Source organism: Candidatus Levibacter sp. Uisw_134_01 (assembly GCF_047717795.1).
Lineage (GTDB): Bacteria > Pseudomonadota > Alphaproteobacteria > Puniceispirillales > Marisalimonadaceae > Marisalimonas.
Window position 1 is genome coordinate 395,635 of record NZ_CP159808.1, and the last position, 18,470, is coordinate 414,104.

14 protein-coding genes and 1 pseudogene are annotated in these 18,470 nt (G+C 29.1%); 6 read left to right on the forward strand and 9 right to left on the reverse strand.

Translation table 11 applies throughout. The annotated features are described in order from the left end of the window. Positions 1–31: 31 nt before the first annotated feature. Positions 32–1,054, reverse strand: a complete 1,023-nt coding sequence (locus ABXT66_RS02150) for an RluA family pseudouridine synthase (RefSeq protein WP_443644024.1) — start codon at positions 1,052–1,054, stop codon at positions 32–34. On the opposite strand from ABXT66_RS02150, the gene ABXT66_RS02155 reads away from it, so the two are divergent. Together ABXT66_RS02155 and ABXT66_RS02160 are read left to right on the forward strand one after the other, a co-directional pair. Continuing rightward, positions 1,053–1,433, forward strand: coding sequence for a hypothetical protein (locus tag ABXT66_RS02155; RefSeq protein ID WP_443644025.1), 381 nt, complete (start codon positions 1,053–1,055; stop codon positions 1,431–1,433). The genes ABXT66_RS02150 and ABXT66_RS02155 overlap by 2 nt on opposite strands. 21 nt (positions 1,434–1,454) lie before the next feature. Then, positions 1,455–2,519, forward strand: a complete 1,065-nt coding sequence (locus tag ABXT66_RS02160; protein ID WP_443644026.1) for a threonine aldolase family protein — start codon at positions 1,455–1,457, stop codon at positions 2,517–2,519. Here ABXT66_RS02160 and ABXT66_RS02165 read toward each other — a convergent pair. Continuing rightward, a complete protein-coding gene (locus tag ABXT66_RS02165; RefSeq protein WP_443644027.1) occupies positions 2,516–2,833 on the reverse strand; it encodes a hypothetical protein in 318 nt (105 codons plus the stop codon). The two genes, ABXT66_RS02160 and ABXT66_RS02165, sit on opposite strands and share 4 nt — an antisense overlap. Before the next feature lie 173 nt (positions 2,834–3,006). On the opposite strand from ABXT66_RS02165, the pseudogene ettA reads away from it, so the two are divergent. Continuing rightward, positions 3,007–4,687 (forward strand): annotated as a pseudogene (gene ettA, locus ABXT66_RS02170) (energy-dependent translational throttle protein EttA). Between the two features lies 1 nt (position 4,688). Here the strand turns inward: ettA and ABXT66_RS02175 are convergent. Both ABXT66_RS02175 and ABXT66_RS02180 read right to left on the reverse strand, forming a co-directional pair. Beyond that, complete coding sequence (locus tag ABXT66_RS02175) at positions 4,689–5,333, reverse strand: ABC transporter substrate-binding protein (protein WP_443644028.1); 645 nt, start codon at positions 5,331–5,333, stop codon at positions 4,689–4,691. Continuing rightward, a complete protein-coding gene (locus tag ABXT66_RS02180) occupies positions 5,305–6,039 on the reverse strand; it encodes an MlaA family lipoprotein (RefSeq protein ID WP_443644029.1) in 735 nt (244 codons plus the stop codon). The genes ABXT66_RS02175 and ABXT66_RS02180 overlap by 29 nt, the downstream gene beginning before the upstream one ends. 136 nt (positions 6,040–6,175) lie before the next feature. Here ABXT66_RS02180 and ABXT66_RS02185 point away from each other — a divergent pair, with 136 nt between their 5' ends. The 3 genes from ABXT66_RS02185 to ABXT66_RS02195 are packed head-to-tail and all read left to right on the forward strand — an operon-like array spanning position 6,176 to position 11,204. After that, positions 6,176–8,413, forward strand: coding sequence for an ATP-dependent helicase (locus ABXT66_RS02185; protein WP_443644030.1), 2,238 nt, complete (start codon positions 6,176–6,178; stop codon positions 8,411–8,413). A gap of 12 nt (positions 8,414–8,425) precedes the next feature. Then, on the forward strand, positions 8,426–9,406 hold the full coding sequence (locus tag ABXT66_RS02190) for a 50S ribosomal protein L11 methyltransferase (RefSeq protein ID WP_443644031.1): 981 nt from the start codon (positions 8,426–8,428) through the stop codon (positions 9,404–9,406). 19 nt (positions 9,407–9,425) lie between these two features. Then, on the forward strand, positions 9,426–11,204 hold the full coding sequence (locus ABXT66_RS02195) for a M24 family metallopeptidase (RefSeq protein ID WP_443644032.1): 1,779 nt from the start codon (positions 9,426–9,428) through the stop codon (positions 11,202–11,204). On the opposite strand, the gene ligA is transcribed toward ABXT66_RS02195, so the two are convergent. From ligA to ftsZ, 5 genes are all read right to left on the reverse strand, one after another. Next, positions 11,201–13,249: an NAD-dependent DNA ligase LigA gene (ligA, locus tag ABXT66_RS02200; RefSeq protein ID WP_443644033.1), complete on the reverse strand. Its 2,049-nt coding sequence runs from the start codon at positions 13,247–13,249 to the stop codon at positions 11,201–11,203. The two genes, ABXT66_RS02195 and ligA, sit on opposite strands and share 4 nt — an antisense overlap. Continuing rightward, on the reverse strand, positions 13,250–14,914 hold the full coding sequence (recN, locus tag ABXT66_RS02205) for a DNA repair protein RecN (protein ID WP_443644034.1): 1,665 nt from the start codon (positions 14,912–14,914) through the stop codon (positions 13,250–13,252). Between the two features lie 6 nt (positions 14,915–14,920). After that, a complete protein-coding gene (locus ABXT66_RS02210) occupies positions 14,921–15,724 on the reverse strand; it encodes an outer membrane protein assembly factor BamD (RefSeq protein ID WP_443644035.1) in 804 nt (267 codons plus the stop codon). A 94-nt stretch (positions 15,725–15,818) separates the two neighbouring features. Beyond that, positions 15,819–16,784 (reverse strand): UDP-3-O-acyl-N-acetylglucosamine deacetylase, encoded by a 966-nt coding sequence (gene lpxC / locus ABXT66_RS02215; protein WP_443644036.1) that lies wholly within the window; start codon positions 16,782–16,784, stop codon positions 15,819–15,821. Between the two features lie 87 nt (positions 16,785–16,871). Beyond that, complete coding sequence (gene ftsZ / locus ABXT66_RS02220; protein WP_443644037.1) at positions 16,872–18,464, reverse strand: cell division protein FtsZ; 1,593 nt, start codon at positions 18,462–18,464, stop codon at positions 16,872–16,874. Between the last annotated feature and the right edge of the window lie 6 nt (positions 18,465–18,470).

Sequence of the window (18,470 nt, forward strand, 5' to 3'; positions counted from 1 at the left end):
TTTTTAATTTTTAAAGACTTTTTTGTTTTTTTTAAGAGTTATTATTTTCTAAGGTATTTATTAAATTTCTCATATCTTGAGGCAATGGACTAACAAAATCTAAATGTTTATTTGTAATTGGATGGTTAAAAGATAACTTAATTGCATGCAAAGCTTGTCTTTTAAATTGTTTAATTAATTCTAATTTCTTTTTATAAAAATCACTTTTAAGCCTCTTTTTCATTAAAGCTTTTCCGTATACATGATCTCCAATTATACTATGACCTAGATCAGATAAATGTACTCTAATTTGATGAGTTCTACCAGTTTCAAGCTTGCATTCAATTAGGGTTCCAAATGGTGCATAAACATTTAAAGTTTTCCATTGAGTAATAGCTAACTTACCTTGCTCGGAAATGCTCATTTTTTTTCTATTAATAGTCGATCGAGCTATTTTTTTATTTATAATACCTTCATTAGGAGGTTGTCCCCATACAATAGCATTATATCTTCTGTCTAAATCATGATTGCTGAAAATTTCACATAATTTTATGTGGCATAATTCTGTTTTTGCAACAACCATCACCCCACTTGTATCTTTGTCTAATCTATGAACTATTCCAGGTCGTTTGACCCCACCAATGCCTTGTAAGCTTGCCCCACAATGATGTAAAAGAGCATTAACAAGAGTTTTATCAGGATGGCCGGGAGCTGGATGTACAACCATTCCTGCTATTTTATTTAAAATCAATAAAAATTCGTCTTCATAAAGAATTTCTAAATTAATATTTTGAGGTGATGGGATTGCTTCAATAACTTTAGGGAGATTAATTTTAATTATGTGACTAGCTTTCACTTTAAAAGATGGATCGTTTATTATGAGATTATCCACTTTGATTAGCCCGCTCTCAATTAATTTTTTTACTCTACTTCGGGACATCGATAAATTTTTATTATTTAGCTCTTGTTTTGGTGCATCACTTACTTTAATAGCTTCTGTAATCCACGCATCAAGCCTATTAGTTTTTACACAATAGTCTTTAACTTTTAATATTATTTCTATAGGATTTGTCATGTTTAATGTACTGAACTCAAAAAAAGAAAGTGAAGCTCCGGTGTCATCTAATATAAAGGTTATAAAAATTATTGCTATAATTTTAGGTGGTTTAATAATATTAGGCTTAATAGCTTTATTTTATGGATTGGCTAATAGTTATAATAGTTTAGAAAAAAAAAATAATAACATTTCTACCAAAACAATTGAAAAAAAGGTAAATCAATTTAATTTTTTACAGCCCAAAGATGCTCAATTGATTTCTTCCTCGCTAGGAAAAAATAACGAAATTTTACTCAGATATATTTATCAAGGTAATAATTTGTTAGTGGTACTTGATACAAAAACTAAAAAAATCAGGTCAATAATTACTCTAAAAAAGGAACTGGTAAAATGGTAAAAAATTTAGAAATACTTTCTCATGAATGATAAACCCATTTTGATGGGTACTGATACTATCTCAGGTGTTGCTCCAGAAATACTGGACTCTATAATATCAGCAAGTAGGGTAAAAACATTACCTTATGGTAACGATATTTATACAAAAGAATGTAGAGAAATTATTTGTAAAATTTTTGAAAAAGAAAATTTAGAGATAATACCAATGATGTCAGGTACTGCGTCTAACTCACTCGCTTTATCATCTTTTTTACAGTCTTACGGTAGTATTATTTGTCATGATGAGGCTCATATTAATAACGATGAAGGCGGAGCCCCTGAGTTTTTCTCTGGAGGTGGTAAATTAATAAGTATTTGTGATAATTTAGGAAAATTGAAACCAAAAACATTAAAAACTAAAATTGATAATATGAGTTTTAAAAAAAAGAATACTGCTAATATATCAGGAGTTTCGATTACGCAATTAGCTGAAAATGGAACGATTTATAAAAAAAAAGAAATTTTAGAAATTAGTAAAATATGTAAAAATCACAATATGTTTTTACATATGGATGGTGCCAGATTTGCTAATGCTCTTGTTTCTCAAAACATATCACCAGCTGAAGCAACATGGAAACTAGGAGTTGATTGTTTATCCTTGGGTGCAACCAAAAATGGAGCTATGGCCGCTGAAGTTATAATTTTTTTCAACAATAAATTAGCTTTTGAAGCTAAAAATAAAATTAAGCAGACAGGACACGTCATATCTAAAACTAGATTTATTTCTGCTCAATTAAATGCATGGTTCAAAGACGGATTATGGATTAAGTTAGCAAAATCAGCTAATAATAATGCTAAATACTTAAGTGATCAATTGAGTTTGTTTAGAGATTTTAAACTCTTATATCCAACAGAGGGGAATGAAGTTTTTTTGAAAATTGAAAACAAAACTTATGATCAAATTTTAAAATTAAAAATAATTCCTAATTTATGGTCTAAAGTTAATGATGATGAATTAGTTATAAGGTTTGTAACTTCATTTGAAACTCAAAAAAGTCAAATTGATGAATTAATTAAAAGATTAAGTAATCAATTTATAAAAACTTAAATCCCATAATTTAAGTATAAAGCTATGTTAAGGATTGAAGAATTAATAAGTGTAATTAAATCTTTTTCAAATAAAAAAGCAAATTTTCCAAGGTACGTATGTCCAACTAATAGTGGAAGTAAATAAATTCTAACCATTAAAACAAGCCAGGCAAGATACAAAGGTACAATTGGTTTGACAATAAATTCTGGTGTTAGCTTTGTTGAAAGGTTGATAATTGGTTTTGTTAATTTGTTAAAAAAACGAAATACAATGGCATTACTGACTTCATTCGTAAAAATATTTAATACAAATTTTAAAATTAAAATTAACATTATTAATGCTAATATATAATCAAAAACAATAAGCCAGATAGGGAAAGTATTATCCATGTATGCATTATACAAATTTATAGAAAAAAGGAAAAAAGATAATTAATTTTAGATAAAATTTTTTTTAAATTGTTTTTTATGTTAATTATAGAATTCCATCTTTAAGAGGCAAACCTATGAATAATCCACAATATATTTTTTCTATGTATAAAATGAGTAAGGTTTACCCAGGTGGGAAACAAGTATTAAAAGACATAAGCCTTTCTTTTTTACCGGGCGCAAAAATTGGCGTTTTAGGTGGTAATGGTGCAGGTAAATCAACTTTACTAAAAATAATGGCGGGTATTGATAATGAATTTAATGGTGATGCAAAATTAGCAGATGGGATAAAAGTTGGATATTTAGCACAAGAGCCTGAATTAGACAATAATTTAAACGTATATGAAAACGTTATGGAAGGCATGTTTGAAGCTAAAATTCTAGTAGATGAATTTAATTTAATATCACTTAAATTTTCTGAAGATTTGACTGATGAAGAGATGAATGAGACTATATCTAAGCAAGGTGAACTCCAAGAAAAAATTGATAATATGGATGCTTGGGACCTTGATCGGAAAGCTGAAATTGCAATGGATGCTTTAAGCTTGCCTCCTGGAGAGGCCAAAATAGTGAACTTGTCTGGGGGAGAAAAAAGACGAGTAGCTCTAGCAAAACTATTATTATCAAACCCTGATTTTCTCTTATTGGATGAGCCAACAAACCATCTTGATGCTCTTTCAGTTTCATGGCTTCAAAGGTTCCTTCACGATTTCCCAGGTACGGTTATAACCATTACACATGATAGATATTTTTTAGATGAAGTTGCGGGGTGGATTTTAGAATTAGATCGTGGGGAAGGTATCCCTTACAAAGGAAATTATTCTCAATGGTTAGAGCAAAAACAGAAACGTCTTGAATTAGAAGGGAAAATTGAAGAAGCAAGAAAGCGAAAATTAAGTGAAGAGCTAGAATGGATAAAATCAGCACCAAGAGCGAGACAAGCTAAGTCAAAAGCTCGTATTTCTTCATATGAAGAATTAGTTGCACAAGAACAAAAGAACGAAATTAACACAAATAATCTTGTAATACCTCCAGCCCCAAGATTAGGAAATGAAGTTATTAACTTTAATAATGTATCTAAATCTTTTGAGGATAAATTACTTATAGATAATTTAACTTTTAAACTACCTCCAGGAGGAATTGTTGGAGTAATAGGCGCAAATGGTGCTGGAAAAACTACATTGTTTAGAATGATTACTAAAGAAGAAATACCTAACAATGGAGAGATTATAATTGGTGAAACTGTTAGTCTAAATTATGTAGATCAATCTAGAGATTTATTAAAACCTGAGCAAAACGTTTGGGAGTCTATTTGCGATGGATTAGACGAAATTCAAATAGGGAAAAAAACTATTCAAAGTAGGGCTTACGTTAGTCAATTTAACTTCAAAGGTTCGGATCAACAAAAAATAGTTAGTCATTTGTCTGGAGGTGAAAGGAATAGAGTTCATTTAGCTAAGATGTTAAAAACTCCTGGCAACGTTTTGTTATTAGATGAACCAACTAATGATCTTGATGTTGATACATTAAGGTCTTTAGAAGAAGCAATTCTTGCTTTTTCTGGATGTGTAGTTGTGATTTCACATGATAGATGGTTTTTAAATAAACTCGCTACTCATATCTTAGCGTTTGAAGGTGGAAGTCATGTGGAATGGTTTGAAGGAAACTACCAAGATTACGAACAAGATAAAAAAGAGAAGATTAGGTGATGACGCATTAAACCCTAAAAGGATAAAGTATAAACCAATTTCAAGGTGATTTATTTCTTTTTATTATATTTATCAAGTAGTACTTCAAAATCACCTTTATTTTTTCTCAAAATAGTCATTGTTTCAGCTTTGTGAGAACTTACTAAAGATATACCCTCTATTTCTAAATCTAAAATCTGAAGATTTCCTTCATTGTTTGAGGCAAGTTTCCAAAGGAGATTAACAGGAGGTTTGTTATTGTTAGGGTCCTCAATTCTGCCCCTTACATAAATAAGTTTTTTTCCCCTTAATTCAGAATCAGTAGATATATAATTTAATGTTGATAATGTATTTAGGTGATCTTCTACAGTTTTAACTATTTCTTGGAGTAGGGCATTTTTGTATCTCTCCCTTTGAAGAACTGTTGCTTTTTTCCAGAAAGAACCAGTGGTAGCCTTAGCCATAAAATTTAAATTAATATATTCTTTAATTAACAAGGAAATTCTTAACGATTTCTCATTTTGATCTAATTTGAGTGTTTCAATTGCGTTAACTTTAGCCTTACTTATCATTTCTTGGATTATAGTATTGCTTTTTTCTAGTTTATCAGCACAGGCACCATTTGAAATTAAAGTTATTGAGATTGGTAAAATTAAAACAAAGTATAGTAGATCTTTAATTTTAAATTTATTGTAAAAGCTTCTCAAATTCTTCATCCTTGTTTTTATTTTTAATATTATGGTACTTTTCGTTATACACATTTTTTCTTCGATTTTGAATATAATAAGATTTCATCTTTGTATATGGATCAGGTGAATTATATAATTTATCAATGGCACTGGATAGTTTAGATCTTGTATCAATTACATTGATTGGTATTTCAATTAAGTTGATGTCATTCACAGTAGTAGAAGAAACGTTTGTCATATTTTGTCTATCTACAAAATAACCTGAAAAATCTCTTGTCATTTTAGGCCCTAAAAAAGGCACTACTAAAAAAGGTCCCTCTGGAACATTTAATTTAGCTAAAGTTGATCCAAAATCTTTTTGTAATATTTCAGTTTCACCATTATCTAAATTATAAAAGCCAAGGGTTAAACCATTTAACATAAACTTAGCTGACGCTAAAATTGTATTTTCTAAGTCAAATTGAAAAGTACTATTAGCAATAGTAACAGGAAGTTCCATCCAATCTAAATGATTACTAATACTCTTTCTAGCACCATTTGGAATATTTCTAACATAAGCTTTACTTAAAGGGTTTACTAATTTTTGGTCTAAATATTTATTGAACCCAAATACATGCCTATTTAAGTTTTCAAATGGATCTGATTCTTTTGTAACATTTTTACTACCTGAACAGCCTCCCAAAGAAAGAGAGACTAAAAACAAGGTAATTAAAATATATTTGAAGTTTTTCATCATAGTTCAACTAAGTAATCTAAAAGGTTTAATACTTATATTATTTATTTATTAATTTTCTACAAGTTAAACATTCTATATGATAGGTATAAGGTTAAATATTTATAATAATAAAAAGAATATATCTTCTACTCTAATGAATGATTTTTTAAACCATAAAGCTTTTATTGATTTAAACGAACCTCAAAAAGAGGCTGTTAAAACTCTTCAAGGCCCTTTGTTAGTTTTATCTGGTGCTGGAACTGGGAAAACAAGAGTGTTGACAGCACGTCTTGCTAATTTGTTATACAGTAAAACAACTAAACCTTGGAATATACTTGCAGTTACTTTTACAAATAAAGCAGCTAAAGAGATGAGAACAAGGTTAGAGAATTTAATAGGTCCTTCAGCTAATTCAGTTTGGTTAGGTACTTTTCATTCAATCGCAGCAAGAATTTTAAGAGAAAATGCAGAATTAGTAGGGTTAACGTCAAACTATACAATTATAACTCCAGATGACCAAGTAAGGCTTCTAAAGCAAATAATGCTTGATTATGACATAGATACAAAAAAATTTACGCCTAAAGCTATGTCAAATTTAATTGCTGGTTGGAAGGATAAAGGTCAAAAACCAGAAGAAGTAGATAATTCTAGTAACGACTATTTTGCTAATGGAAGAGCAATTAGCATATATAAAACTTATCAATTAAGATTAAAAACACTTAATTCTGCTGATTTTGGAGACTTATTATTATATAATTTAAATATTTTTTCAGATCATCCGGATGTATTGACGCAATATCATTCCAAGTTATCCTATTTTTTAGTTGACGAGTATCAAGACACCAATGTGATACAATATTTGTGGTTAAGACTTCTTGCAGAAAAATCTAAGAATATTTGTTGTGTTGGAGATGACGACCAATCTATATACGGTTGGCGAGGCGCCCAAGTGGGTAATATTTTAAAATTTGAAAAAGATTATCCGTCGGCAACTGTTATTAAACTTGAAGAAAATTATAGATCAACAGGAAGAATTCTAGAGGCAGCTAATAGCGTAATTTCTAATAATAAAGAAAGATTAGGTAAAAATCTTAAAACATCTTCAGAACAAGGAGAAAAAATAGATTTAATATCTGTTTGGGATGGATTAGAAGAAGCAAGGAAAACAAGTGTTGAAATTGAAAATCTATTTTCAAATGGTTTAAGGCACGATCAAATGGCTGTCCTAGTAAGAGCAGGTCACCAAACCAGGCAATTTGAAGAAAGATTTGTTGATATAGGAATTCCTTACAAAGTTATAGGTGCAAAGTTTTATGAGCGATTAGAAATAAGGGACGCTCTTGCATATCTAAGAGTTGTTCAACAGCCCAATGATGACTTAGCATTAGAGAGAATTATTAATGTTCCTAAACGTGGCATAGGAACTAGTACAACAAGTATGATTCACTCTTATGCAAGAAAAAAAGATATATCTTTTTTCTTAGCGACAGAAGAATTATTAATGACAGACGAATTAAGACCAAATGTAAAAAAAACACTGCGGGACTTAATTAATCAGTTTATTGAGTGGAATCGTGATTCCAAAGAAATTAGCCACACTGATTTGACGTTAAAGGTGCTTGAGGAATCAGGATACCTTTTTCATTGGCAGAATGATAAATCTATTGAAGGTGAGGGAAGGTTAGAAAATTTAAAAGAGCTAATTAATGCTATGAGTGGCTTTGAAAATCTTCAAGGGTTCCTAGAACATATATCGCTTGTAATGGATGGAGATAGTCAAGCTGAAGCTGGTGAAGTGTCTCTAATGACTTTACATGCAGCTAAAGGACTTGAGTTTGATGTGGTTTTTTTACCAGGGTGGGAAGAGGGACTGTTTCCTAGTCAAAGATCTATAGATGAATTAGGTCTAGCAGGACTGGAGGAAGAAAGGAGATTGGCATATGTGGGTATTACTCGTGCAAGAAAAAGGTTATTTATAACATTTGCTGCTAATAGACAAATTCATGGATTATGGCAAGGTTCAATTCCTTCCAGGTTTATAAGTGAACTTCCCAAACAAAATTTAAACGAAAATATTGAAGGTAACCTTGGTGCTGATGCATCTAGTTATAGTCAAATTGAGTTTGACGACTCTAGAAATAATATATCATATGGACCAGGTTATTTTAGAGCAAAACAAAATAAAATAAATGGAATTGATCTTTATAGAGCACCTAAAACGCAGAATGAAGCTTTTAAATCTACAGCTGTTTTTGATAATGGACAAAGAGTGTTTCATCAAAAATTTGGAATGGGAAAAGTTATTTCGTCAGAAGGTGATAAGCTAAATATATTTTTTGATAAGGCTGGTGAAAAGAGAGTGATTTCCAATTTTGTAAAATTAATTGAATAAATAGACTAAGATATGGATTTATGGTCAATAAGCTTTGTAATAGAAAATCAGTTTAAAAACTTATTTTCTGAATATGTTGAAGATTTAGAAGGTTATTTATCATCTAGTTTATTTAATAATACAAAAAAGAATACAAAAAATGTATTACCAATAAATATTATAAATAATTTAGGTGAGTTCCATCAAAATGAATTTTGGACGTTAGAAGTATTGGTTCAAAAAAAACCAGACAATAATTTAGTAGAAATGAAACTTAACAATCTAGCTAGGCAATTAAGTGTAAATGAGTATTATACTGACGATATAACCTGGGAAAAAAAAATAAATGCTAAAAAAGTTAGTATCAAGAAAATTATCCAAAAAAATTGGCTTAACATTAATAGACAATCCTTCCCAGTTATTAATATTGAAAGATTTTATATATATGGTTCACATATAAGAAAAAATTACTCTGTTTATAAGATACCTATTAAGATAAATGCATCAACTGCATTTGGTACAGGCTCTCATGCAACTACAAAATGTTGCATGCAAGCTATTAATTATTTGTCTCAACGTTTTTCACCTAAGAACATTCTAGATTATGGTTGTGGAACAGGAATTTTAGGTATTGCTTCTAAAAAAGTATTTAAAAAAAGTAAGGTAATTTTTGTTGATATAGACGAAGATGCGGTAAAGTTATCTAAAAAAAATATAGAACTTAATCATATAAAAGTTAATGGTGTATATTTAACCAATTCTTTCTTTGAAACAAAATATATTAAAAATAACTACTATAATTTAATTTTCGCTAATATCTTATTTATGCCTCTGTTTAAACTAGCACCTGTGTTTAAAAAGATCATCAAACCTAATTCATTTTTAATCTTATCAGGACTTTTAAAACAACAAATTCCTTACGTTATTAATCGATATAATAATTTTGGATTTATAGAAGAAAAGAAAATAATTTCAGAAGAGTGGGGATCGGTTATAATGAGTATTAAGTATTAATTTTTTCAGTAAGGTTTAGGTGTTGAGTAGAGAATTAGAATTATTAATATATAAAATGAGACAAAAAAAATATGATGCTCTCTTAGTTCCTAGAGAGGATATGTTTTCAGGAGAAGAAGTTCCTAAAAGTGAAGAGCGTTTAAAATACATTACAAATTTCACTGGATCAGCAGGGTTTGCAATAATAGTATCAAATAAAAATTTGAAATCAGCAATTTTTAGCGATGGTCGATATCAACTACAATTAAAGAAACAAGTTGATACTAAATTTTTTGATGTCTTTAACGGAGGCATAAATGAAATTGGCAATTTCCTAAAAGATAATGAAAAGTATTTAAAAATAATAGCTTTTGACCCTTGGTTGTTGACTTCAATAAAACACAAAACTCTCAGTAAGATTCTAAAAAGTACACCATTAATTTTAAAAGCTACGAAAAAAAACTTAATTGATGAAATCTGGAAAAAAAGACCAACTGAAACTCAGAAATCTATTTTTCAACTTCCATTAAAAAGAACTGGAGAAAGTTTTTTATCAAAAATAAACCGTCTTAAAAAAATAATAACAAATATTTGCGGTGATTATTATGTTTTATTTAATCCTGCAGGCCTGTCGTGGTTATTAAATATAAGATGTCATGATCTTAAATACACACCTGTTTCAAGATCTTTTTGTATTATATCAAGTAAAGGTGAAGTTTTCATTTTCTCAGATAATTCAACGTTTGAAATAATCACCAAAAATCATAGTAAAATTCATCTTTTGCAGATTAATGAACTTACATCTTTTTTAAAGAAACTAAAAAATAAGAATTTTTTAATAGACCCAGTTTTTTTACCTCTTCAAATAAAGTACCTTATATTCAATATGGGATTAAATATTCATACCATAAGTTGCCCAATAGAACAATTTAAGTCTGTTAAGAATTCAAATGAATTGAACGGATTTAAGGTATCTCATTTAAAAGACGGTTTAGCTTTCTTAAAGCTGTTTTTTTGGCTTGAAAAAAACTTGAGTTCACAAGACTTAACTGAAATTACAGTTTCTAAAAAATTATATGAATTACGTTCATTAGAAGAAACATTTATTTGTGAGAGTTTTGCTACAATATCAGCCTTTAAGGATAATGGGGCTATTATTCATTATAAAGCAGATAAATCTACTGACAAAAAAATAGATAAGGATGGATTATATTTGATTGACTCAGGAGCTCATTATTTGGAAGGGACTACTGACACTACGCGTACCATAAAAATTGGTAAGGTTAGTGAGGAAATGATAAATAATTATACTCTAGTTTTGAAAGGACATATAGCAATCGCCACAGCAATATTTCCTAAAAACACCAAAGGTAGAGAAATTGATACTTTAGCAAGAAAGGCATTATGGTCTGAAGGCAAAGATTATGCCCATGGGACTGGCCACGGAGTAGGTTGTTTGCTAAGCGTTCATGAGGGGCCCATATCTATATCAAAACACTCAAAATGTGATATTAGGAAGGGTATGGTGATATCTAATGAGCCAGGATATTACAAGAATGGTGAATATGGAATTAGAATAGAAAATTTAGAAGTTGTTTCAAAAAAACATCTTAAAAATAATGAAAACTTTTTGTGTTTTGAAAATTTAACAAGAGTTCCTTTTGAGCTGGAGCTTATTAATAAAGAAATATTAACTATAGATGAAATAAATTGGATTAATTTATATCATGAAAAAGTTTATAGAGAGTTAGCAAATTTAATAACTCCTAATGACAGAGAATTATTGGATTACTTGAAAATTAAAACATTACCAATTTAATTGTTTAATTTATTAACTAAATCATACCATTCATTTTCATTTATAATTTTTATATTAAGTTCTAGGGCTTTTTTTGCTTTAGATCCAGGTTGATCTCCTAAAATTAAATAATCAGTATTTTTTGATAGAGAGTTACTAATCTTAGCACCTAAACTTTGAAGAGTATTTTTGGCCTCATCTCTGCTCATATTTTTTAATGTTCCAGTTATAACAACTACCTGACCACTAAACTTAGAATTATTTTTATGAGGATAAATATCTTTGACAATTATATATTCAATTAATTTATTTATTATGTTTAAATTTTTCGGAGTATTTATATATAGTATCAAATCATTAGCTATATTTTCCCCTATTTGATCAATAGCAACAAGTTCTTGGAAGGAATCAGATTGCTTATTAGTAGCTTTCTTCATATGCATCAAAAAATTGTCAAATGAGTTATAACGTAAGGCAATTAATTTGGCATTTGTTTCACCTATTTGTCTAATTCCTAAAGCATATATAAATTTATCTAATGAAATTTTTTGTTTGTATTCTATAGCATTTAACAATTTATCAATCGAAGTTTTACCTAATCCTTCTTTCTTTTCTAATTTATCTCTATATTTATAAAGCTGAAAAATATCTCCAAAATCATTTATATATTTATCTTTAAAAAGAGTTTCTACTAACTTGTCACCAAGTCCTTCAATATTAAATGCATTTTTAGAGACAAAATGTTTTAGTTTTTCAATGGCTTGAGCAGGGCAATTGACACCAGCCAAGCATCTTCTAACTGCTTCATTTGTAGGTTTGACGGTAATAGATCCACATGATGGGCAATGTTTAGGTGGATAATATATTCTGGAAGTGTTTAGTCTTTTTTCTTTAACAACCTCAAGAACTTGAGGAATAACATCACCTGCCCTCTGGATCTTTATAGCATCGCCAATCCTTATATCTTTCCTAGAAATTTCGTCTTCATTATGGAGAGATACGTTTGAGACTAGAACACCACCTACTCTTACAGGTTTTAGTTTTCCAACAGGAGTGAGAGCACCTGTTCTTCCCACCTGTGTTTCTATGTTTAAAATAACTGTTTCAACTATTTCCGCAGGTAGTTTATGCGCAATAGCCCACCTAGGTGCTCTGGTTACGGAACCTAGTCTTGTCTGAAGTTTTACATCGTTTACTTTATAAACTAAGCCATCAATTTCATAATCTAATTTATCTCTAATAGATAGAATGCGTTCATAGAAATTATTGATTTGGCTTAAATTGTTAACTATTTTATTTTCATTATTAACAAGAAACCCCATTTCATTAAATTTTTTTAAGAGATCACTTTGTGTTTCAAAATGAAAATCTTTAGAATATTCCCCAATAGAAAAAGCAAAAAAATTTAAATTTCTGTTTTTGGTAATGCGAGTATCTTTCTGTCTAATTGAACCAGCTGACGCATTTCTCGTATTAGCGAATATTTTTTTACCATTTTCTAACTGTGATTTATTAAGTTTATGAAAATCAGCTTTTTTCATAAAGATTTCACCTCTAATTTCTATAAATTTTGGAAAAGGCTTAATTAAATTAATAGGTATGTCTTTTATAGTTTTAATGTTTTCAGTGACGATTTCTCCAACATTACCATCTCCCCGAGTAACTGCATTTAACAAGGATCCGTTAAGGTAAAGAAGAGAAATTGATAATCCATCAATTTTGGGTTCACATATTAAGTCTAATTTGAAAGTCTTACTCAAAGATAAAAACTTGTGTATTTTATCAATAAATTCACTTACATCGTTAAACGAAAAAGCATTATTTAGTGATGACATGGGCTTATAATGAGTGTATTTTTCGAATTGATTTGAAGGATAAGAGCCTACTTCAGATCTCTCCAAAAAATAAAACTCAGGGTTTGCTGTTATTATGTCGTCATATTCTTTGCACAGTTGATCAAATTCGAAATCAGTAATTTCTGGATTATCATGTGAATGATATTTTTTGTTATGATAATCAATTTCCTTCTTTTTAATTTCTAAAGTCTTTAATATTTCAATATTCATTTATTTATTGTCTAAAAGCTTGAAAGCAGCTTCTCTAGCTTCGTTAGTAATATTGCTGCCAGATAACATCCGTGCTATTTCTTCAATTTTCTCATTTTCGGTTAATTCAAGTATATTAGTATAAGTTTGATTGTTATTCATGTTTTTTTGAACAAGATAATGATTATGCCCTTTGGAAGTTACTTGAGGTGAATGAGTTACTACCATAGCCTGATAAGATGCTCCTAATTTAGCTAACCTTGTTCCAACTGCATTAGCAACTGATCCACCAATGCCAGAATCAATTTCATCAAAAATAATAGTCCTATTATGTATTGCTGCTTCTAGTACAACTTTTATAGCTAACAGAAATCTAGATAACTCTCCTCCAGACGCAATTTTGTTTATTGGAAGCATGTTATTATTAGAGTTTGTTGACGCAAGAAACGTTACTTTATCAATTCCTAATATTGAAGCATCGTCAATGGAAACTTTATCAAAATTTATTGAAAGGCGAGCATTTTCTAATTTTAGTTGAGGCAACTCGTCATTTATTTTTTCAGTAAGAATTGTTGCATACTTTTTTCTACTTTCTGAGAGTAATGTGCTTAATTTAACAAATTTCATTTTAGCATCATCATATTCTTTTTTAAGATCTTCGATTTTAAAATTATTATCTTTAATATCATTTAGTGAATTTTTCAATTTATTACGGATTGTTATCAAATCATCAACCGTACAATTATGTTTCCTGGCTTCTGTTCTAAGTGCATGAAGCCGATCTTCAATAAGTTCAAGCCTATCTATACCTTGAGTTGTTTCTAAACTCTCTCCATTCACAATGTTTTTTAACTCTTCAATGTCAGCCTTTGTCCCATTAATAATTTCAATTGCAGAATTTATATTTTCATTTTCAATTTTGTACATCGATTCAAGTGATTTGATTACCTGATTAATCAAATCTTCTAATCCAGTTTCCTTTTCAATTATATTTCTAATATAAGCCATTGCAGTATTAATTTTTGTACGATTAGCTAAATATTTTTTATTTTTATCTAATTCTTCTTCCTCTTTAAATTTAGGGTCTAACAAGACTAATTGATCATAAGAATCTTTTAGCCAATCATTGTCTTCATTGTTTTTCTTAGCTATAGCTTCTGCCTCATTAATTAATTTTAATATATTAATCATGCTATTATAAGCTTCTCTAGAATTTTCTATTAAATCATTGTGATCAGCAAAAGCATCAAGTAACGATAAATGGGTCTTGGTATTTAAAAGGCCTCTATCTTCAAATTGACCCTGTACTTCTATTAAATTATCAGTTATTTCAATCAGGGCATTTCGTGTTATGACAACATCATTAATTATACATTTTGATTTACCATTAATATTGATTTCACGTCTTATTATTAATTCAGTTTCATGATTAACACTAAATTTTTCCAAAACATTAACAACGGGATGTTTGTCATAGATTTCAAAAATAGCAGTTACTGAAGCAACATTTTCATTATTTCTAATAAGGTTGAAATCAACTCTGTTGCCTAATATTAATCCAATACAATCAAGTAAAATTGACTTTCCCGCGCCTGTTTCACCAGTTAAAACAGACAAGCCATTTTTGAAATGAACATTTAAACTTTCAATTAGTACAATATTTTTAACAAATAATTCTCGTAGCATATTTATCTAGTTAGTAATTTTTTTTATGTAATCAGTAATTGAATTAACAAAACCTTCATTTTCATCTAATTCTGAAGTGTCCTTAATTATATTTTTGCTAAGGTTTGTCCATTCGTTGTCAGGGAAATTATAACTAAGTAATAAACTGCTTTTAATCGCTTCTTCTTTTAATCCAAGCATTAAAAAGGCTTCACACAATCTATATAAAGTTTCTGGTATAACTGAAGTGGTTTGATAATTTTTAATTATAGCTTGAAATCTTTTTATGGAACTTGCTGGTGAATTATTTTTTAAATAAAACATACCAATTAACAATTCGTTTTGTGCCAAAGAATTATTTATATAGTTAATTTTAAATTTTGCATCTTTAGCGTACACGCTATTAGGGAATTTAGTTATTAATATTTTAAAATACTTTAAAGCTTTTTCTGATAACATTGGATCTTTTCCTGCATCAGGAATTTGAATATAATACGACATTGCCAAGAGATATTGAGCATATTGTGTATGTTCCCCAGTAGGGTTCATTTCAATAAATTCATCTAATTTTCGTATAGCTTCATTTATTTGATTATCTTGAAATAATGAATAAGCTGTCATTATTTCTGCCCTTGGAGCCAATGATGAGAAGGGGTAATTCAAATAAATTTTATCAAATTCTATCGCAGCTTTTTTATAATCATTACTTTTTAAGAAAGATTGCCCTTTGATAAATATTTGTGTATCTTTAGTTTCTTTTAAGATAACAGTTTTACTATTATTGCTACAGTTAGGTAGTAATAAAATACAAAAAAATACTTGTAAAAGCATTAAGTATTTTTTCTTTAATATAAACATATTTTTTCAACTAATAAGATGTAATATAAGTATTTCTATAATATGTGAATGGATTTGTATATTAAAATTATGCTACATTAATTTCTTTTTGAGATAAATTATTGAAGTTTAATGCATTAATATATTCATCATGAGAATATTTAATTTCTAAGTCCTCAATACTATAATTCTCTTTATTACTTAATATTGCCTTAACAAACATCTGGTTTATTTTATGTCCTGGTGCAAAAGTATTAATTGTTCCTATTAAAGGCATTCCAAATAAATAAAAATCTCCAATACAATCGAGTGCCTTATGTTTAACAAATTCTTTTTCAAATCTTAACCCATCAGAGTTTAAAATTTTGTATTTGTCTACAACAATTGCATTATTAAGACTTCCACCCATAGCGTAACCATTTAGTCTCATTTTTTCTACATCTTCAAGAAGTGTAAAAGTTCTTGCTTCAGATAACTGTGCCAAAAAATTACTCTGAGAGTGGTTGTATGTAAAATGTGAATTACCTATAATAGTGTTTGGATAATCTATATTAATATTTAATAATAGTTCATTAGATGGTTCTGCTGAAATATATCTATCATTTAAACAGAATTTGATTCTTTTTAAAATTTTAATACATTTCCTATTAACGGATTGAAATTTTACACCTGAATCTATTATTTTTTTTACATATACATATGAACTTCCATCCAACGCTGGTAATTCATCTGAGTTGATTTTAACTTTAACATTGTCAATTTCTAACCCATGAAATGCAGCCATCAGGTGTTCTATTGTTGATACAGACACACCATGTTTATTAGTAATCTTGGTACATAAACAAGTTTCATCTACGTTATCAATGATAGCTTCAATCATGTTGTTTTCATAAAGATCAGTTCTTTCAAAAACTATTCCGGTGTTTGGCTCTGATGGCTCGATGGACATCGAAACAGCTTTTCCAGTATGTAAACCAACACCTGAAAATATTATATTATTTTTCAAAGTTTTTTGTTTTACAAAATTATTTTTAGAATTATTAATAAAATTCATATATATTTCCTAAATCATATGATTGCAATATAGCAATAAACTTCACTATTACAAATCACATATAATTACGAAATATTTCAATCATCTTTAATTTGCTTGTCTCCTAAGAAATGCAGGTATTTCTAATACATCTTCATCTATCTCCTGATTTTGTTGATCCATATCAATTAAATCTATTTGATGATCCTTAAATTCACTTTGTTTCTCAATACTAAAAAGATCGCTGTCCTTTGATATAGTTTCTCGGATTTGATCTTCATCTACTTGTATTTCATTATTTTCTAAAATTTCCTTTTTCAAATTAATTTTTGGATGTATTTGTGTTTCACTTATTTTATCGTCTACAAAAAATGTAGATAATCGCTTAAGTAAATTTTTAGGTCTATCTTGAAGGACATTTTTATCAGAAATTGTTTCTAGAATTGAATTTAAATTTTCTTCTTTATTTTTTAAATTATTATCTTCTGTATTATTTAGTATTTCATCACTGCTTAATTGACTTGGTTCATATTGATTTTGAATTTCTATGGCGTTTATTTCGTTTTCAATATCTATTTGATCTGTTTTTTCACTTTCAGTTTCAATTTGTGAATGTATTTTATCACCTTCAATGTTAATTTCATCAGATGTGTTTATAAGTGAAACATCATTTAAATGAGAAGGTTTGCTATTATCTTTATGCTTATCTATTTCGTTTTTTCTTTCTTGGAATGTATCACTCATTCCTGTAGCAACTATGGATATTTTTATTATTCCTTCAAGGGCTTCATCTACAGATGACCCAAATATGATATTCGCATTGTCATCAACTTCATTTCTAATTTTACTTGCAGCTTCGTCTACTTCAAATAAAGCCATATCAGGCCCACCTTTAATGTTTAATAGTATTGAACGAGCACCCTTGATATTACTATCATCAAGTAAAGGGTTATTTAACGCTGCTTGTGCGGCGTTTATTGCTCGTTCTTCGCCAGAACTTTCTCCTGTTCCCATCATAGCTTTGCCCATGTCTCCCATAATTGATTTAATGTCAGCGAAATCAAGATTAATCATTCCTGGGTTTGTAATTAAATCAGTGATACCACACACCCCTTGATAAAGAACGTCATCTGCCATTTTAAAAGCTTCAGCAAATGTTGTTTTTTCATTTGCAATTTTAAATAAATTTTGATTTGGAATAACAATTAAGGTGTCAACACATTGTTTTAAAAGTGATAATCCACTTTCTGCAACATCCATCCTTTTCTTCCCTTCAAAATCAAATGGCTTTGTTACAACTGCTACAGTCAATATTCCACGATCTTTTGCTGCTTTAGCAATTACAGGTGCTGCACCAGAACCTGTACCGCCACCCATTCCAGTTGTAATAAATAACATATTTACATCAGCTAATTCGGACAAAATTTCTTCAATTGACTCTTCAGCTGATTTTCTACCTATTTCAGAGTCAGATCCGGCTCCAAGTCCTAAAGTTAAATTTTTACCTAACTGTATTTGTCTTTTAGTAAGGCTTCTAGATAAAGCTTGTCCGTCTGTGTTTGCAACAATAAATTCTATATTTTCTACATTTGCATTGATCATTGTGTTAACTGCGTTTCCACCAGCTCCTCCAATGCCAATAACGGATATTTTTGGCTCAGTATCATTTATATTTTCTGGAATTGTTATATTAAGTGACATTGTATT

Coding starts and splice junctions, on each gene's coding strand:
- ftsZ (WP_443644037.1), bottom strand. CDS start 18,464: ATGTCACTTAATATAACAATTCCAGAAAATATAAATGATACTGAGCCA.
- lpxC (WP_443644036.1), bottom strand. CDS start 16,784: ATGAATTTTATTAATAATTCTAAAAATAATTTTGTAAAACAAAAAACT.
- ABXT66_RS02210 (WP_443644035.1), bottom strand. CDS start 15,724: ATGCTTTTACAAGTATTTTTTTGTATTTTATTACTACCTAACTGTAGC.
- ABXT66_RS02190 (WP_443644031.1), top strand. CDS start 8,426: ATGGATTTATGGTCAATAAGCTTTGTAATAGAAAATCAGTTTAAAAAC.
- ABXT66_RS02150 (WP_443644024.1), bottom strand. CDS start 1,054: ATGACAAATCCTATAGAAATAATATTAAAAGTTAAAGACTATTGTGTA.
- ABXT66_RS02185 (WP_443644030.1), top strand. CDS start 6,176: ATGAATGATTTTTTAAACCATAAAGCTTTTATTGATTTAAACGAACCT.
- ABXT66_RS02155 (WP_443644025.1), top strand. CDS start 1,053: ATGTTTAATGTACTGAACTCAAAAAAAGAAAGTGAAGCTCCGGTGTCA.
- ABXT66_RS02165 (WP_443644027.1), bottom strand. CDS start 2,833: ATGTTAATTTTAATTTTAAAATTTGTATTAAATATTTTTACGAATGAA.
- ligA (WP_443644033.1), bottom strand. CDS start 13,249: ATGAATATTGAAATATTAAAGACTTTAGAAATTAAAAAGAAGGAAATT.
- recN (WP_443644034.1), bottom strand. CDS start 14,914: ATGCTACGAGAATTATTTGTTAAAAATATTGTACTAATTGAAAGTTTA.
- ABXT66_RS02160 (WP_443644026.1), top strand. CDS start 1,455: ATGAATGATAAACCCATTTTGATGGGTACTGATACTATCTCAGGTGTT.
- ABXT66_RS02180 (WP_443644029.1), bottom strand. CDS start 6,039: ATGAAAAACTTCAAATATATTTTAATTACCTTGTTTTTAGTCTCTCTT.
- ABXT66_RS02175 (WP_443644028.1), bottom strand. CDS start 5,333: ATGAAGAATTTGAGAAGCTTTTACAATAAATTTAAAATTAAAGATCTA.